8 protein-coding genes are annotated in these 17,830 nt (G+C 57.4%); 3 read left to right on the plus strand and 5 right to left on the minus strand.

Features of this window, described 5'->3' with window-relative positions:
• The first annotated feature begins 19 nt into the window (after positions 1-19).
• Together V9G17_03345 and V9G17_03350 are read left to right on the plus strand one after the other, a co-directional pair.
• Positions 20-5,338, plus strand: a complete 5,319-nt coding sequence (locus tag V9G17_03345) for a hypothetical protein (protein MEI2751610.1) — start codon at positions 20-22, stop codon at positions 5,336-5,338.
• Between the two features lie 2 nt (positions 5,339-5,340).
• Positions 5,341-7,065, plus strand: coding sequence for a hypothetical protein (locus V9G17_03350; protein MEI2751611.1), 1,725 nt, complete (start codon positions 5,341-5,343; stop codon positions 7,063-7,065).
• A gap of 355 nt (positions 7,066-7,420) precedes the next feature.
• Here the strand turns inward: V9G17_03350 and V9G17_03355 are convergent.
• The 5 genes from V9G17_03355 to V9G17_03375 form a co-directional block, all read right to left on the minus strand.
• Positions 7,421-8,550, minus strand: a protein-coding gene (locus V9G17_03355; protein MEI2751612.1) for an IS3 family transposase whose coding sequence is annotated in 2 segments (ribosomal slippage) — positions 7,421-8,298 and positions 8,298-8,550 — 1,131 coding nt in all. Because the reading frame shifts where the segments join, the coding sequence is not laid out codon by codon here.
• Between the two features lie 243 nt (positions 8,551-8,793).
• Positions 8,794-10,659, minus strand: a complete 1,866-nt coding sequence (locus V9G17_03360; protein ID MEI2751613.1) for a hypothetical protein — start codon at positions 10,657-10,659, stop codon at positions 8,794-8,796.
• A gap of 22 nt (positions 10,660-10,681) precedes the next feature.
• Positions 10,682-15,004 (minus strand): hypothetical protein, encoded by a 4,323-nt coding sequence (locus V9G17_03365; GenBank protein ID MEI2751614.1) that lies wholly within the window; start codon positions 15,002-15,004, stop codon positions 10,682-10,684.
• Between the two features lie 499 nt (positions 15,005-15,503).
• Complete coding sequence (locus tag V9G17_03370) at positions 15,504-15,848, minus strand: helix-turn-helix transcriptional regulator (GenBank protein MEI2751615.1); 345 nt, start codon at positions 15,846-15,848, stop codon at positions 15,504-15,506.
• Between the two features lie 106 nt (positions 15,849-15,954).
• Positions 15,955-16,446 (minus strand): MarR family transcriptional regulator, encoded by a 492-nt coding sequence (locus V9G17_03375; GenBank protein MEI2751616.1) that lies wholly within the window; start codon positions 16,444-16,446, stop codon positions 15,955-15,957.
• Positions 16,447-16,661: 215 nt separating this feature from the next.
• Between V9G17_03375 and V9G17_03380 the strand changes: the two genes are divergently transcribed.
• Positions 16,662-17,828, plus strand: a complete 1,167-nt coding sequence (locus V9G17_03380; protein MEI2751617.1) for an efflux RND transporter periplasmic adaptor subunit — start codon at positions 16,662-16,664, stop codon at positions 17,826-17,828.
• Positions 17,829-17,830: the final 2 nt, after the last annotated feature.

A 17,830-nucleotide genomic window follows, 5' to 3' on the forward strand; every position in this document is an offset into this window, starting at 1 on the left:
TCATGAAAGGATCAGCTGCGTGAGACCGATCGCTGAAGGACCAGAGATTCCCGAACGATTACCCCCGGCACTTCTTCGGGCATGGACGACCAAACTCCGGCAATTGCAGGCGGCGCACGACCGGGCCGTCGCGAGGGCCCAGGCTGCGCAACGGCGAGTCGCCCTGCTCATCAGGCAACGAGCGCTCCACCAGGCCGAGTTGGCTCGGGTCAATGCCCAAATCACGGCCACGCAGGAGACGGTGGCTCGCAAGAAAGCCGACGTTGCGGCGCTGTCGGCGCAGGTCGCCGAACATCGAACCGCCCGCGATGCCGCAACCGCCCGACTGCTTGGCACGGATCGCCTCAGCGGCACGGTCGCCACGACCCATCCGCTGCTGCTGTTTCCTGTCCGTGTGGAAACCAGGTTTGCCTCGAGACGGCCAGGACCAGGCACCGACCTTCTGCTTCGCGTCTATCCCGACGACATCCATCTCGATAGCCACGAGCCGGCATTGACGGAGGAAGAGGAACGCCGCGGCAAGGAATTTTGGACCCATGCCGCCACTGCCCCAGCAGGCGCAAACCGACAGGAGCATATCAGGCAAGGCTGGCAACGACTCACCGAACAGTTCGGCACCACCCGCGCCGCCTGGATCGCCCATGTGCTTGATCCCGCCCAGGCTGGAACGGTCACCCGTCGCGACGACAGCTGGACGCGCGCGCCACGCACGCAGGTCCTCCCGGACCGCTGGGTCGCCATCGGTTATCGTGGCGATGCGGCGCGCGTCACTGCCTGGGGCAAGTCAATCCCCGAGACCGTGGCGGTCGGGCCGAACCCCGGCAGCACAGGCCCGTTCGGCAACAATGGACTACCGCCCGTCGATGAAGGCATGAAGTGGATCACCGATTTCGAGACGGCGGAGTCCATCGGAATGGGTCTACGTATTCCAATCACGGCGGAAGACGCGCAGGCAGGATTCGATCGGATTGTGGTGTTGGGCCTCAAGGCCTCATGGGATGCCCCGACCACGGCCGGCCGATTGGGCGAACTGTTCGACGCCCACCATTACACCGGCGGCCTCGCCCTCATCGAGCAACACGTGCCGACGAACAACACCGCGGACACCTCCGCAGGCTATCGTTCGACCATGGGCGACGCAGCCGACAGCATGGGCGTCGAGCTGGACGCCTCGCTGATCCGTCCCGGATCCGATGGCGACCTACTGGCGCAAGCCCTGGGCCTGCCGGCGACCGTCTTTGCCCATGTCCGCGGAGCAGGCGGAACGGAACAACATCGGACGTCGCTCATGCAGGCGGCCCTGCTCACGCTGTGCGACAGTCCGCTCTTGCGGCAACTGCTCGGCGCAGCCGGGGCGGAGGTGTTGCGCGACCATTTCACGAAGTACGTCCGTGCTCGCGGACCACTGCCGGTCTTGCGCGTCGACAGCCAACCCTACGGCCTATTGCCGGTGGCGGCGCTCGACCGCTGGACCTCGACGACCGATCAGGACCAGGACAGGGCATTGGCCGCCTGGTGGCATGCTCAACGATTGACGCGTCGCCGCCAGGTTCCCCAAGCCCTCCAGACCACAGTGGAATCCAACCCCGTCGTGCTGTTGGCGCAGGAAGCGAACGCCTGCCGTTACACGTCGCGCGAATTTCCTGAGGTCTCCACCCAACAACCGCCTGTGCCAAATCGGTTGCTTACCTCGAAGTTTCGAACGCTGCTGCTGACACGCGCGCTCTCGACCGCACACGATCCGGCGTGGGAGGAATTGACGACCTTGCCCGAACCGGTCCGACAACAGCTGCTGGCAGAGGCGATGGATCTTCTCACCTATCGCCTCGATGCCTGGGGCACATCCCTCGCTACCCGACGGCTGATCATGATGCGGCAGGCAGCACCCACCGGCCTCAGGCTTGGCGCCTATGGCTGGGTAGAACAAGTCCGGCGTGCGGCCCCGCTGCAACCGGTCCCGACACCGGCCGTCGATGTTGCCGCACCGGTCTCGCGCCAGGCACACAACAAAGGATTCGTCCATGCCCCGTCGCTGGGACATGCGGCGGCAGCAGCCGTGCTGCGGAGCGGCTACCTTTCCCAGGAGTCGAATCGCGCATCCGGCGCTTCACCCTTTGCCGTCGACCTATCGTCTGAACGGGTTCATCGCGCCAAGTGGCTGCTCGATGGTGTGCGCCGAGGGCAATCCCTGAGTGCGCTGCTCGGATATCGATTCGAACGCAGTCTCCACGAACGCGGCTTGGACCGCTACATTCAACGTTTTCGCGCCCTCACGAGCTTCACCGGCACCGACCGGTTTGCCGACATCCGGGAGACACTCACGCGCACCGAACGGTTGGCGCAAGAAGTGACGCTGCTGACGGCGCAGCGCGACCAGGCCTCGCGCAGGGCAGAAGATGCACGCGGATTACAGGCCGAACGACAGCGTCGCGAGCAAACCTACCGCCTCGCACTCGGAACGATCGGCACACTTGCGCAACGGGCACTGGCCGCGCAAGCACACGTGACGCAGACGGCCCAGGTGTTGGCGCAACAACAGGCGGCAAAACCACAGGGCAAGGTGTCCCAATCCACCGTGCGGCGGTATGCCGTGCAATTGTTGGAAGCGCGGGATTTGGATGAGTGGGATACCCGCGTAGAACAGCTGACCCAGGCGCATACCACCGCCATGGCCCAGGCCGCCGCCGCACAGCAGACCGTCAGCGCACTGGATGGCTCGCGCCTGCTCGCGGAACGGGCCCAGGCCACGCTACTCAATGCCGCCGACCCGGATTCGATTCCGGCGGCGCAACAGATGGCGGGACGACAAGAGACTCTGGCGGCCGAGCTCGACCGCCAGGCTCTCGCCAAGGAAGGCGGGCAGCGCGGCAAGGCCATGGCCGACCTTGTCGCCGCGAGAGCCACACTCACAACTCGTCTCGCCGCGCATTGGAATGAAGCACTGAAGTCGCTGCCGGCTGCCGCCGTCGTCGACGGGCTGGCTCTGCATCGACGATGGACCGCGAGCCAACAACGCCAGGCGCCGCAAACTCCGTGGGATGTCACCACCGTTCCGTTCGGCAACGCGACCTTGGGATTTCCACCGCCCGGCAGCCCGGACTTCACGGCGCTGGTGGAAACACTCAAGGCGCTCGACGACCTGGTCGACTCCGTGGGCGACAGTGTCGTGGCCGAAAGCGTCTACCAGCTCGTGCAAGGCAATCCCCTCCGCTCCGGCGCCACACTGGATGCCATCGCCGCAGGTGAAACTCCGCCACCTGACTTGGACGTGATCCGCACACCGAGGAGCGGCATCGGTTTGACGCATCGCCTCTGCACACTCTTCCCAGCGACGGACGGGACGGCGCCCGGCGCCTGGCCGATGACCACGTCGTCGGCTCGTGCCCAGGCCGAACCGGTCCTCAATGCCTGGGTGGCAACGCTCCTGCCAACCCCAGCCCAGGTCCGTTGCAAGGCGGACTACGTCAACCAGCAGGACGGGCAGATCTATCAGACAGTCCAGAGCGCGCTGACTTCGCTCGGACTCGCCCCGCTGGATGCCATCTATCTGGCCGAAGGCAACACTCGGGCACAGCAGGCCGAGTTGGAGCAACGATGGCGGTTCGTGTTGCAGCAGACGCGGCCTGCGACGGTGCCGCCGGATGCGATCATTCGATTGGAATTCGGCCGCGACAGTAGCTGGGGTGCGGATATCGTCAGCGTGACGGAATGGTGCGAAGTCGCGACCACAGTGCGCCGTCTGCTCAGCAACGCCCGATCGCTCGACGGCCGTGACCTGTCACTGCCCGAATCACCTGTCGACTCTGGGCTGGACCATGAAGAGTTTGCCGGCCGCGCGACACGTTCGGTGCAAGCGCTGACCGACGCACACCGTATTCTGAACGGCCTCCTGCCGCCGCCCTCGTCACAGGACCTCACTTCCAATCTTGACGAGGTTCGCCGCGCGCTGTTCGGTTTGGCCAACTTCGGCATACCGAGCGCAGTCCCGATGGACCTCGGCGGCACAGGACCGGAAGCACAATCCGTGCTTCTGACTCAGGCACAGTCGGTGCGGCTCGAAGCCCAACGGCGGCTGAATCGCGCGGCCGAATCCGAGCAGAGTTTTGTGCGCGCGAACGCCACACCGGAAGAACGGCGCGATCACGACCTGGCCCGATTCCGGATCATCTTCGGCCAGGACTTCCTGGTACTGCCGCGCGTGACTGCGGCCAACGCTGCGCAATTGAACGAGACGTTCGCCGCCGGCCTCGCGCTCCAGGGGCAGGATCCGCTGGCTGCCGTCACCTGGTTCCAACGTGCCGCCTACGTCAGACCCGGCGCGACGCGCCTGAACGAAGTCCTGCTGTATGCCGAAACCGTGGGGAGCGCCGCACTTCGTTTCCATGTCGGACAACTCCCCTATCAGTCGCAGGATCGCTGGGTGGCCCTGCCGCCGGCCCCGGACAAACCCTTTCCGCGCGGGCGCGTCTCGTTGGTCGCGCAACTGTCGTCCGCGCAACCGCTCCGTTTCGATCAGCCCTTCGCCGGGCTCCTGCTCGACGAATGGGTGGAGACGGTGCCGAGCCCCAGCGAAACGACAGGCGTGGCATTCCATTACGATCAACCCAACAGCGCACCCCCACAAGCGCTGCTGCTCGCCGTGCCGTCCGACCGACGCACCACTTGGGACCTCAACAGCCTGGAAGCCGTCCTGCAGGAGACGATGGACTTGGCTCGACTCCGCGCCGTGGTGCCCGACAGCGGTGATGAAGTGATCTGGGTGGAGGATCAACTGCCGGAGGGCGCTATTCCCTTCGACGACGGCGAGACCTGGACCTGGATCCGTATGAAACCGGAACCGCTGTCCGGCACGCGCGCCCACCAATCGGCGGCCGCCGCCGGAATGCACCAACATTTTTTTCGAGGTGTCAAGGCGCCGCTGTTCGTTAGTGTCGGAGATCGCCTGTTCGCCCACATCTATCTCGATCCGGCGCGTATGCCGCGACAGGTCATGTTGCAGTGGCATGACGACAGTTGGGAACATCGCGCCTATTGGGGCGAGAACCTCATTCCGTGGGGCCTCGACAATACCGTCAGCCGGCAGTACATGGGGCCGTTGCCGCCATCCGGCAGGTGGGTGCGTCTCGAAGTGCCTGCCGCAGCCGTGGGGGTCGAAGGACGAATCGTGGACGGCATGGCCTTCACCCTGTTCGACGGCACGGCCACGTGGGATTGCGCGGGCAAACGCGCGTTGCAACCGGTGGGTACCGGAGAGCAGGACCCATCGGCACCGGCGCTGTTCTTCACCGGCGGCACCATCGACTTCAACAGCGTCATCGATCCGGCAATAGGAGCATAGGCATGGCCTCCCGAATCAGACTTGACCTCAGCATCAACAACCCCGACTTGCAGGATGGCTTGCAGGCCCGCCTCCACGACCCGCTTTGGATGCTGGGCCGCCAATGGCAGTTCGGCGAATTCAATGGGGCTGACGCCGGTTCGCCTGCCGCCGCGCAGGTGATCGTGGACACAGCCGCGGTGACCCGCTACCAACCGGGGCCACGCTCCGGCCCACATCCGGCCAGGCCCTATGCAGCCGACAACCTGGCGCTGGAAACACTGGTGGAAGCAGAACCAGTGACGGACGACTCGCGCCCCAATTGGCGCCTCGCGGCCGAATCCGGCCGGCATCTGCTTCGTTTGCTGGAGGCCGCCAGACTTGGCCCCACCCGCGCCCAGTGGTTGGCCAGCACTTACGTGCTGGTCGCTCCCGCGGCGGAACAAGCCAAGCAGATAGACGCGGCAAGCCTGTCTTTTATCCACGTACTGAGCGGCCGCACCATCGATGGCCTTCGGGTCGCCGCGCGCCTGAGAGTGCTGCAGGCCGGCAACACCTTGAATGACTTGTTTCGCGAGTCACCATTCGATCAGATTGCCGCAGGAGATCAACCGAAAGTCATCGGCATCCTCACGACCTGGCTGACGTGGCTCGACAGACTGTTCCAACAAGGCGCCGCTCCCTCTGCCTGGATTCCAGAACGAATGGAGTACGCCCTGAGCATCTCGGGCAAGACAGCCGCAGGCGAAGTGGTATTGACTGCGCCGGAATATCTCGATGGACGACTGGATTGGTTTTCGTTCACCACGAGTTCAGGAACCGGGCTCGGGGCCACCGAAAGCCGCGCGTCCCTGTCGGAAGCGTTTCTTCCTGCCCCGGTCTCGTTTCGCGGCATGCCCTCCGCGCGCTTCTGGGAATTTGAAGACGGGGCCGTGAATTTCGCGAGTATCCAGGCCGCCCCGCAGGACCTGGCCCGCCTGCTGCTCGTGAAGTTCGCGCTGGAATACAGCAACGATTGGTTCCTGCTGCCACTCGAGCTGGCTGTGGGCACGCTTTCTCGGATCCGCGCGCTCGTCGTCACCAACACGTTCGGCGAACGTTTCCTCATTCCCCACGCGAACGTGGTGGATGGACCTTCCACACCCTGGCGTATGTTCAGTCTCACGAACGATAACCAGCAACTGTTCTTCCTGCCGCCGATATTGGGGCCGATGTTGGAGAGCCAGCCGGTGGAAGACCTGTCGTTGTTGAGGGACGAAATGGCCAACGTGGCCTGGGCCGTCGAGCAGGTCGTCGAAAGCGCCTCCGGTCGGCCGTTGGACCGCCATGAAGCCTATCAAGAGACATTGGCGGCACAACCGTCTCCACCCGCCGCCGGCAGTGATGGCGCACCGTTGATCTACCGGCTCGGCACCACGGTGCCGGACTACTGGATTCCGTTGCTGCCGGTGAAAGACGGCACCACCCTGCGACTCAAGCGCGGAGCACTCCCGGCATTCGGCGAGGGCGGCATTCAGGGACTGCACCATCCGAAGGGTCGATTGCTTGAACCGAATCGCGAACTCTTGCTGTTCGAAGAGGAAGTCCCTCGCGAAGGCGCGCGAGTCACACGGACGTATCAGTATGCGCGCTGGATCGACGGCTCAACCCATCTCTGGATCGGCCGGCGCAAAGAACCGGGTCGTGGCGAAGGCTCAAGCGGATTGCAGTTCGATGTGGCGGAGAAGGGGACGGAGGGAAATTCGTGAGCGCCCGCTGAATTTTGATCGGCGGGCCGTAGGTTTGCGCCCCACACGGCCAACCAAAATCAACCGCTTACAATCCACAATTTTTATCCAAATCACCGATGCAGACACTGTGTAGCCGAAGAATAGGAAAATATTTTTTCCTACCGCGATCACTCGCCCCCTCTCTCTTACCTTGAGACTCAACCAATCTGTAAGTGTTCTTGCAAAGCCCTTCTCTCTTTGAAAGTTATTGCTGAAATATTTTCAAAGAAAGACCGCGTCGAACACCCTGTATTGAGCAGAAGTCTACAGGATTTGAGCAACGAAAACCTATCCGACTCACAGGATTAGGCTTGAGGTGACCTTCCCCCGTTTGTTACACCACGGCCAACGAAGTTAACTCCTGTGCTGCCTGGGGCCGGTTGTGATGATTGAGAATGAATTCCATGGGTGTCAGATTCCCGATGGCACTGTGCGTCCGCTCTTCATTGTACTCTCGTCGCCAGGCTTCAATCACGAGTTGTGCTTCCTGCAACGTCAGAAACCAATGCTCGTTGAGACATTCGTCTCGAAACTTGCCATTGAAGCTTTCAATAAACGCATTCTGGGTCGGCTTCCCCGGTTGAATGAAGTGGAGATGGACGCCGTGCTGAGCCGCCCAGGCATCCAGTGCGGTCCCTGCGAATTCGGGGCCATTGTCCAGAATCAGCGTCTCGGGCAGCGGGCGAGTCAGAAACACCCGATCGAGAATTCGGCACACCCGCGCCCCACCAATCGACACATCTACTTCAATCACCGGGACTTCTTTCGAGTAGAGATCCGTCATCGTCAAACACTTAAACTGCCGGCCCCTGACGAGCCGATCATGGACAAAGTCCATCGCATAACAGCGCCCTGGTTGCGTGGGTGTTGGCAAAACGACCCGTGGCACCGCCACGGTCTTCTTCCGTCGTCGCCGCCGTAGTGACAGCCCTTCGTCGCGATAATAGATCCGTTCCACTCTCTTATGGTTCACGCGCCAACCTTCCCGCCGTAACCGGACATAGATTCGGGGGCACCCATAGCGCCGCTTGCTCTCGGCGATTTCTCGGATGCGCGTCCGCAGGGCCGCATCCTCCTGGCGTCGGCTGCGATACCGCAGCGTGTTCCGGTCGAGCGTGAGTAACCAGCACACTCGTCGCTGACTGAGCCCAAAGCGCTCGGCCATCCACTGCGCCGCCATTCGCTTCGCCTTGGGCGCTACCAGTTTTTTGCGGTGACGGCCTTCAGCGCCTGAATGTCCAGCGCTTGCTCTGCGACCATCTGTTTCAGCCGACGGTTTTCATCTTCCAGCTGGCGCAGCTTCTTTACATCACTGACTTCGAGCCCGGCATATTTCGTCCGCCACTTATAAAAGGTGGCATCCGAGATGCCGTGCTTGCGGCAGAGCTCGTGGACCCCAATGCCCGCCTGGGCATCCTTGAGCACTGCGATGATCTGTTCCTCCGTGTGCCGTTTTCGAGTCATGGGCCCCTCCTGTGGGCCCCATCTCAGCACAGGTGCACTTCCAAGCCAATGGTCTAGTTTTCGGGGGGAAGGTCAGAGGCAGGGATTAATCAGCTCACTGGCCATGATTTGCATACGCCAGACGACCCGTTACCTTATATTGAAGAGGCCGTATTTATGGGGGTCTCAGAAAAGAAAAGCAAAAGATCACTTCAAGATGGCAAAGTGACTTATAGAGAATCCGCCATTGCTTCCTTCCTGATTTCAGTTCGCTGCCGCAGCTACTGATTCGGCGCGAGAAGTCACAGCCGAACTGATGGGCAATACTTTCCCAACCTCAACAAGATGCTCGTAAAAATTCTTTGTCGCTTCACCGCACGGTAGGGTATTCGCTACCCGATCAAGGTGATCACTTGTCCAAGCGACCCATTCTCCCTCATTCTCGAATGCTGCGCTAGCGAACAATATGATTTGGAGGAGCGCCACCGCCGCTTCACCAGTTAGAGCCGAGGGCGCTCTCCTGATCGCTATCGTTGCAATTGAGTTTGCCAATTCTTTGCTTCGGTGGGATGCAGCAATAAGACACACGTCGAAGAGTCGGCCCAGGTGTTCTCTCCCTTTCACTAATTCATGGTCGAAGTTCGCTGTTACACATGCTTGGCAGGCTTGCGCTAAGACCTTCCCTCCTAATACAAAGCACTGAGAAAAATACGCCAGCTTCGACCAGATGGATCCAGAAGGATCTTCAGAAAGCTGTCGCAGAACGTACTCCGTGTCGGCATCTGACAGGCTTCGGTTCGATCGCTCAGATGGCCGAATATGTCCATCAAGTGGACCTGGCATTGCCCAGCCAAGTGGCGATCCCTCTTTCGCAAGTTTGGCCATCGCTGCGTCGATTACGTCAGAGTTTGGCACAAGGCGTCCGGCAGCCTGATGTCTGGTCCTAAGCACAGCTAACCTGCCTATGACTTCTTCTCTCAGGCACGACTGACTGAATTCTCCAGCCCGATACATCGGTTCTCGACGCAGGTCCACCATCTGGGCATATATCCCAGCCACATCACGGTTGTTGTTAACCCACTCGCGCAAGGCATCCAGCTTGATGGATATATTCAAGATTGACTGCACCAACAAACCGGAATGCATCCAAGCAGAAAGGCGTTTCCAGAAAGGTTGACGTAGCGTACCGCCTTCCAGAACATTGATACGGTCAAGTGTGAGTTGAGCAAATAGGGACAGAATCTCGTAATAATCTACGCCATCTGGGCGTAGCAACTTGTCCTTCCCAAGCTCGACTATTATCTCACTCGCCAATGACTCATACCGACTGTCGTGCTGGCGGGTAATCGCAATATCCAGTACGCCAAGAGCAACAAAGGGGTTAGCACGGGTATCAATTGACTGAAGAGCTTGCCACATATCGTCATCGGAAACATGGCTAGTCCATGCAGCAGGCATGAGATCGTCTCGAAGTGCACCAAGTAGGCAGATTTCTAGTCCCTTGATAAGATTTCGTTGTAGCAGCTGTTGCCTGTATGTGGGCAATACCACCGAAAGGTATTCTTCTGGAGGGAGCAAGCGCGGATCAGGCCCGCAATATAGCTCATAGTAACGAAGAGAATCGGGCAGAATATCATCGACCTCGACACGATCCGCTCTGTGCGCCATTTCCATTCTTACCTTGTAAGCGGCAAACCCGGTGCTGCGCTCCTCCAGTAGATCTACAACTTCTTCATCCGTAAGTTCGCGGTTTTCAGCGGCAGTCTCCAGAGCCGAAAAGTCCGGTGCTGCTGGACCAAAACTGTCGACTATGCGTTTAAGGGCTTGTACCCTCTGTTCGAGGCTTGGGGAAAGAACGCTGAGATCAGTAAGAGCTATTAGCTGTTCTTGGTCTTTCTGCCCTACCACTTTCAAAACCACGGTACTATGGTCCAACATAACAGTGAGTTGGTTACCTGATATATCTTTTAACTTCTGGTCGCCATGGCCAGCTAACAATCGACGAGCAGCTGCAACCAACACGTGCTGATCTATGGAAACTCTTCCACCAATGGTCAAGGCTGTTCTAGAGAGTCGACCATACTGAGAGACGAAAGCATGGTCTCCAAGGACGCGAGCTTGGATCTGCATAGGCAGAAGCTCGCACAAGTGTCTAGCGATCAGGATTGGGGGTATTCCCATCACTTATCCGTTTTACTAGCGAATTTATTTCGAGCTTGGTTCTTTCTGCCAAATCATCAATCAATCGATCATTCGCAGGCAGAAGCGGTGCTATAACACTTCGCTCAATCCATTGCCGAAAAGCATCGTATCTGATTGGATCTTTGAGCCCCAAAGGGCTCAGTAGGGGGATCAGATAGTTGACATGCCTCTGACGTAAAACAGTACCATCGTCCAAACGAGCCAAATGCTCCCAATCCAGAGGCGAAGGTGACACATTATCCCAAACCCAATCCGTCAGAGCCAATACCCGCGCAACAGGTAGATCGTCATCTTGCCAGAGTCGGCGGATTATAAGCACACAGGTTAGCCGAAGCTGTGCAAGAAAAGGCTCCTCCAGCGGAGACTGAACCATATTCAAACTACGAATTCGCATGAGGTATTGTCGAATCACCCGAAGCTCTACATTTTCGATCAAATTATTGTCTGAGTCGAAATTCGCTTTGTGTAAGAGTCGTTCCAGTTCATCGAGAGTTACAGGGATCAGCCCAAAACCCGCCTCACGAAGTCTGTGTAAGACGACATGTCTAGCCTCGGTGTCGATTGCCACAAGATTTTCTAAGTGACCGATCAAATCCAGAGTGCAAATGATTGGGACATTGCGTCCCTTCTTATCGGTGAGAAACCCGTGGCGATTCATGAAACGATCATCGATGCAGAGGATGTCGCATGGACCGGTGTCCGAAAGGAAATGTGAAATCGATCCGATCTTCTCATCGGCAACATCTTGTCGAGGAAGAAACGCGGCCTTACCGCTCTCTATGGCCACGCGCAGTGCTGATACGATCTCACCGATTTGCTCATTAAGTCGTTCTCCTTCTCTGCTCGCTGCAACTAGTGCTGACTGTTCTTCGTTCATCGAGGGATGAACTCTAACATCTATCCCAATCCGACAAATTGAAGATAGAAATTGTGCCTGCTGGAGATAGGTAATAGCGAGGTCATCGATGTAAATGGGTGCATCGAAAATGGGGCCAGACAGAGAAAGGCCCGCTGCTCCATCCTTGTCTCGTGCTAGCAAATATCTCCTGGCCTGTTCGTGAAGGTCGTGACTGACTTTTCCAGCTTCAAGGAGAAGATTTGCTAGGTCTGTAGTGGACAATATCAGGTGCTCGTACTCTCTCAATTCAGCATGTTTGTCGAGGAAGGTACGCAATTGGTAGATGGGGCGGGGGTGAATGACCCGTCCATTGTCCATCCTGGCCTGCTCAAGCATTTCAGCAAGATCCTGACCTACTTCTGCTACAAGCCATTCCGGTGGTTTTGCAGTTATTTTCGTTATCTTGAGTTGTCCTTTTTCAATAAGCTCACGGAGGTTCTCTGCATCTTTAATGCGCGAGGGTTGATGAAAACGCACTCGGCGGCGCTCGTTGAGCAAAACCACCATCGTTTCGGCTGAAAGAACCACCCGAGTGAATGACCGCAACACCTTCGGCAACAATCCTAAGAATGCGAGAACCATAATGCAGGTGATATCGAGACCGACTGTCCAAGACGGATTGAGTTCAACAATTCGCCGTGCTCCGGAAACGATTGGAATAACGGCACGTCGGCGACCGTCACTCTGTTCGGTATTCCGTTTTGGTAGGTCCAAGAGCATTCGCGACAATGGCATGTGGAGCACATCGGCTGCCATGTGCAACGGCACCTCGCCCTGGAGCAGACTTCGCTCGATCAGCCGTTTCCGTTCGCGGTTAGCGGGAACCATCTTCTCAACCAGAGTCCGCATATCCACTTGGTGAACGGGTCCACTATCGGTTGAAAGCTCTGACGCCCGAGCAACCCACGTTGGATCTGCATCGTGGTCTCGACCAAGCTGAAAGGCGAGGGAATAGGCATTCATGAGTATGCTCGGATTGTCCGGAGCCTTGGATGCTGCGAGCCTGGCCAATTCGAATGCTCGACCAGCACTTGCATCTGTTTCTGCAGCTAGGGAAGCAAGACGTAACAATAGGTTGGCGTCATACGAATCTCGTCTTTCCCACTCACGATCAACGATGGCTGGAAATCTCTCCCAATCACCGGTCTGGATCGCAAGATTTGTATCGAGCAAGAGATCCGCAGGATGGTTTCTAGCTTTAAGAAGTTGATCGTTCAAGCCTCGGGCTTCCTTCAGATTCCCCAGATAAAAGCACGCCCAGGCTTTCGCCGATTTGAGGTCATCACTAGCTTTGGTTAGATCCGCATTGTCATTCAAGAAGCTAACAATAGAGGCATCCCCACATTTTCTATCTTGATGCAGGCACTCGACTAAACGACGAGCATTATCCGATGTCCGCTCTCGACGGAATAGCTCTTCCAAGAGTGGTCGCAAGGCACCCCAATCCCTCGACTTACCAACCTCTCGGGCAAGATTTTGCAAATCAAGCAATCCTCCAGTTTGTCTATAGATTTCTTCGAGCTTTGTTCTAGCGTCACCACCCTCCTTCTGAATGATCATGGCGTTCAAACGATCGTAGTCATGGTCGATACATTCATTCTTGCGCTCTTCCAAGACATGACGCGCCCGCGCAATCTGACCATCCGCGACAAGGGCTTCCACACGTTTCCCTGACAGCAAGGATTTGGGAACCTGTGCTGCCAGTCTCGCCTCTTCACTCTCTAAGAATTCAGCAAATTCTCTTGCTGTCATCGTTACCTCAGCCATGTTCACTTCAGCGAACACTTCTTGACCTTCCAGGCCACCCATCTCTTTCCGATTCGCCAGATATCGCTGAAGAGGCTCCTTATCGAAATCAATTTCGAACCTAAGGGCGACCGGGAGGTAATCAACTGCGCGCTTGCCATTGCCCATTGCGGCTCGGACTTCATCCTGGGCATTCTTCCTAATCTCTAGGTTGTCGTTTGTTAGCCGAAGCCACAGAATCCAATCTTTTGCCACCTGCGCTCGTTTGTTCTCGCCAATCCCTGTCAGGAGGCTCACTGCCCGCTCGAATGAATGACAGGCACGAGTTCGGTGCTGATCTGCATCAGGACCTTGGATTACCTGTATATGGGGATGAAAGATGTTCATACTTAATGCTTGTGGCCGTGATTCAGCCGGGAGTAGTAAGGCCGCGTTAACCACTCCCTCGACGAACGCAAGATCCGGCCAGTCGTCCGCAAGAACCTGGGCGGCAGATAAGATAGTCGCCGCTCTTTCCCACATTCCCATTTCACATAGTGTGACAGCGACATTTTGCCATCCAATCCCGGTGAAGAAATCCGTTTCACCATGATCGGGTTGTCCTTCCATCCAAGCCAGTGCGGTGGGCTTGCCCTGAGTTCGACTGAGGACTAACCACAGTGTCGAATGGCCGTCAGCGGTATTGATGTCCCGCAGTATTCTCAATGCGCCAGCAGCATCGTCTTTATGCTCTAGAATGAATGCGTCAACAATCCTCGCATCGTATTTGGGATCCAGATCTCGCAATTGGTGGAGATACCTACTGGCTTGGGGAACGTGTTGAGCTTCGAAAACGTGGAGCCTGGCCGCCCAGTAAAGCGCTTCAACCTTTACTCCTTGATCAGCCTGGCGCAGTTCACCAGAGAAGAGTTTCTCAACAAGGACCCGCATCTGGTCGCGTGCTTCATCTGTTCGAAAACTCCGTTTCTTGAGAATCCCCCGAAGCTCATTTGAAGCTTGCTCCGTATGAACTCTGACGACGAGTGCGTCTGGCCCAATGCTATTCAGCTTTTCCGCAACGCTGGATACTTGCTGAGCAACTGTTTCAATGGCCCCCCTGTGTTCCGATGTTGCAGCCTGAACTAGGGCTGCAACAGGAGCAGGCTTCGTCTCCAAACTGGCTTTATACCCTGCAACAAGGATGGCAACTATTCCGTTGGTTGCTTCAATAGCAGTTGAGGGTGGGTTGGTGGAAACTGTTGAATAGGCCTCAACGAGCCGTTTCTGAGTTGCGGTATCAGGCGTCGTGTTTCCAAGAAGTTGTCGGATTGCCAAGGTTTTTAGGTCGCGACGGACTTGCTCGTCTACGAGCCAATCCTTTACTTCTTGCTCACGAAGAAATTGAGGAGTAACAAAGGGATGCGCGATGGTTGTTAGAATTGGGCTGATCCAACCATCTTCAAGTTCCTCTCCCCGCAGGCGAGCAATGGTCTTGTCGAACTCAACATCAATCAGTTCTACTTTGCCATCTGGAAACACGTTACGCCCGGCTTGTCGCTCATCCCAAAGGCGAATACCATAATTATTCCATGCTGATCGGAACAATGAAACAAGCGACTGGATCAATCTGGCTAGGGTAGCGTAAGGCATCTCACTCCTACGACCTTGGTACTAGGCACCAATCTCGTCAATTCTTCAATTAAGGTTTTCAGTATCAGCCTTATATTCAGACTACCGTTGAGGAGCAGACCCATTGACTGTCACGCATGTGATAGATTTACTGCGTCCGGAATTGAATCCGCATGGCGAGTTCGCCGTCGACGGGACCGCCACCTTTGAGTTGCGGAGCAAAGGTCCACTTATTGAGCACAATGATGCCAACGACGGTCAGCTCCCGGTGTTTCCCCGGGCTCCAACACGACCACGGTCACTTGCGCCGCTTGTGACACGAGCATGCGCAGCCGCCCCATAGCGAGGCGGAAGATACGTATAGAAAGGGAATGATTGTCATATCCCATATGTCAGGTTTGAAGCAGAGGAAACGGACTTGTCTGTGGCCGATCTTTTGGACTTAGAGCCGCGTGCTGCCGAAAAAGGAGAGTGGAAATACAACAACCACGTAGTCTCCCCCCAACGAATCGGAACAATACTAAACTGATATCTTCTCCACCCTTGCTCTCACTGTCCCGCGTCTTCTCCCACGAGGGGCCTGGCGGACCGTCACGACGACATCCTGACCCAAAAGGGACAGAAAATGCACGAGGCGTTCAATGGAAAATCCTGCCATCTGTCCGGCTAGGAGCTTTGATACTTTGGCTTGATCAATCCTCAACTGACCCGCCGCTTCTACTTGCTTCCATCCCCGGCTGTTGATGGTATCCTGAACGGCCTGCAGCAGGTTGCTTTTCAGAATCAACTGCGCAGACTTCTCCTCGGAGAACCCCAAGTCTCGAAATATATTTCCGCTAGCTTTGGTAACTGTCACGCGTGCCATGGTCTAGTGCGCTCTGAAGTGAATCCAACCGGAGAGTTCGCCGTCAATGGGATCGTCGGGCTGAGTTGTGAAATGACCGACGGTCGTTGAGGCCATTGGACATCCTCTACCCCTGCAATCGACTCCAGAGCTTCTCGAGCGTATTCACAAACGCTTTACACTCCTGGTCGCTGAGATCGGAGAATAGTTCCGCCACTTGCTCTTTGTATTCCGTGCAGCGCGGGGAGAGCTCGGTCATGACCTTATCCGAGAGTTCGATCACGGTGGCCCGGCGGTCCGTCGGGTGACTGGTTCGCACGACCAGTCCGTCTTTCTCGAGCGAATCGACGAGCGCCGTCACGTTCGTCGCCGTCACGCCGAGTTCCTTTTTGAGGTCGCTCATGATCCTCGGGCCACGCTCATGGATTGAGCTGAGAATGCGCAACCGCTGAGGCGACAACCCTTTCTCCACCAACAGCGACTCCGACCACCGCTGATAGGCCGGAGCAAAGCTCCACAAGAGTTCAACCAACCGATGCCGTGGCAATGTGGAGATGCAGGGAGAGACCGCTGACTTCTTCCTGTCCTTGGAGGGCGGGACTGTTTTCGTACGTTTCATCGTGACCTATACGGTACTTCAAACAAAGACAACATTCAACGCTAACTTATTCATACTTTGATCATTCATATATTGACTATATTTCACGTCATGGCGGATACTACGCGACTGAGAGTCATGAGGAAACACTTTCGGCCACAGGCTCTGTGAGACTGACACTGTCGGCTCAAAACATCGAGATCTCGTTCATCAAGAAGATTCCCAGTAGGTACACCATGATCATGTTTCGATATAGCCCATGGCTCCTCGCGGTACTGCTGACTGTGACGAGCTGCAACAACGAACAAGCCAGCAGCGGCGGCCAACCGCCGCCCCCTGAAGTCGGCGTTGCGCAGGTACTCTCGAAGTCGGTGCAACAATGGGACGAATACACCGGCCGCATCACCGCGATCGATACGGTTGAATTGCGACCGCGCGCCAGCGGCTACGTACAACGAGTGGCCTACAAGGAAGGGCAGGATGTGAAACGGGGCGATTTGATGTTTCTGATCGACCCTCGCCCCTACCGCGCGGCCCTGGAGAATGCTCAAGCCCAACTGGCACGCGCGCGCGTGGCGCAACGGCTGGAGACAATCCGTAACAAACGCGCCCAGTCACTCATCGAGGATAACGCCATCTCGCACGAGGAACTCGACTTGCGTCGCGCCGCGCAGGCGCAGAGCGCGGCAGATGTCCAGGCTGCCGAGGCTGCTGTGGCCACCGCCAAGCTCAACTTGTCCTTCACTGAAGTGCGTGCACCGGTCTCCGGACGGGCAAGCCGGGCCCTCCTGACGGTCGGCAATCTGGCGACAGCCGACGAAACCCTGCTGACGACGCTGGTGTCGCAAGATCCGATGTACGTCTATTTCGATGCCGACGAAAACAGTTATTTGCGCTACAGAGAACAGGAGCGCAACCGTGAGCGCACGACACAGGACAACGCCGTGCACGTCGGCCTCGCCAACGAGATCGGTTATCCGCATACAGGGACGGTCGACTTTCTCGACACTCAGGTGAATCCAACCCTCGGAACGGTACGTGCTCGCGCCGTACTTCCCAATCGCGACCGTATCTTTACCCCCGGCCTCTATGCTCGCGTGCAGTTCGTCAGCGGCCAGAAGGCACAGGCGCTCCTGATCGACGAGAAGGCTATTCTCACGGATCAGGATCGCAAATACGTGTATGCGGTCGACACAGACGGGAAAGCGCAACGCAAGGACATCGTGCCGGGCGGCATGGTCGATGGATTACGCGTGGTCCGGTCCGGCCTCTCACCGGACGACAGAATTGTCGTGGTCGGCCTGCAGAAGATATTTTATCCCGGTATGCCGGTCATACCCGCCGAGGTTCCGATGGGCAAGCCGTCGGCAACGGCCGCGCCGGCAGCCATGGCTGAGAAATAAGG

Origin of the sequence: Nitrospira sp., from assembly GCA_037045225.1 — a bacterium.
Taxonomy (GTDB): domain Bacteria; phylum Nitrospirota; class Nitrospiria; order Nitrospirales; family Nitrospiraceae; genus Nitrospira_A.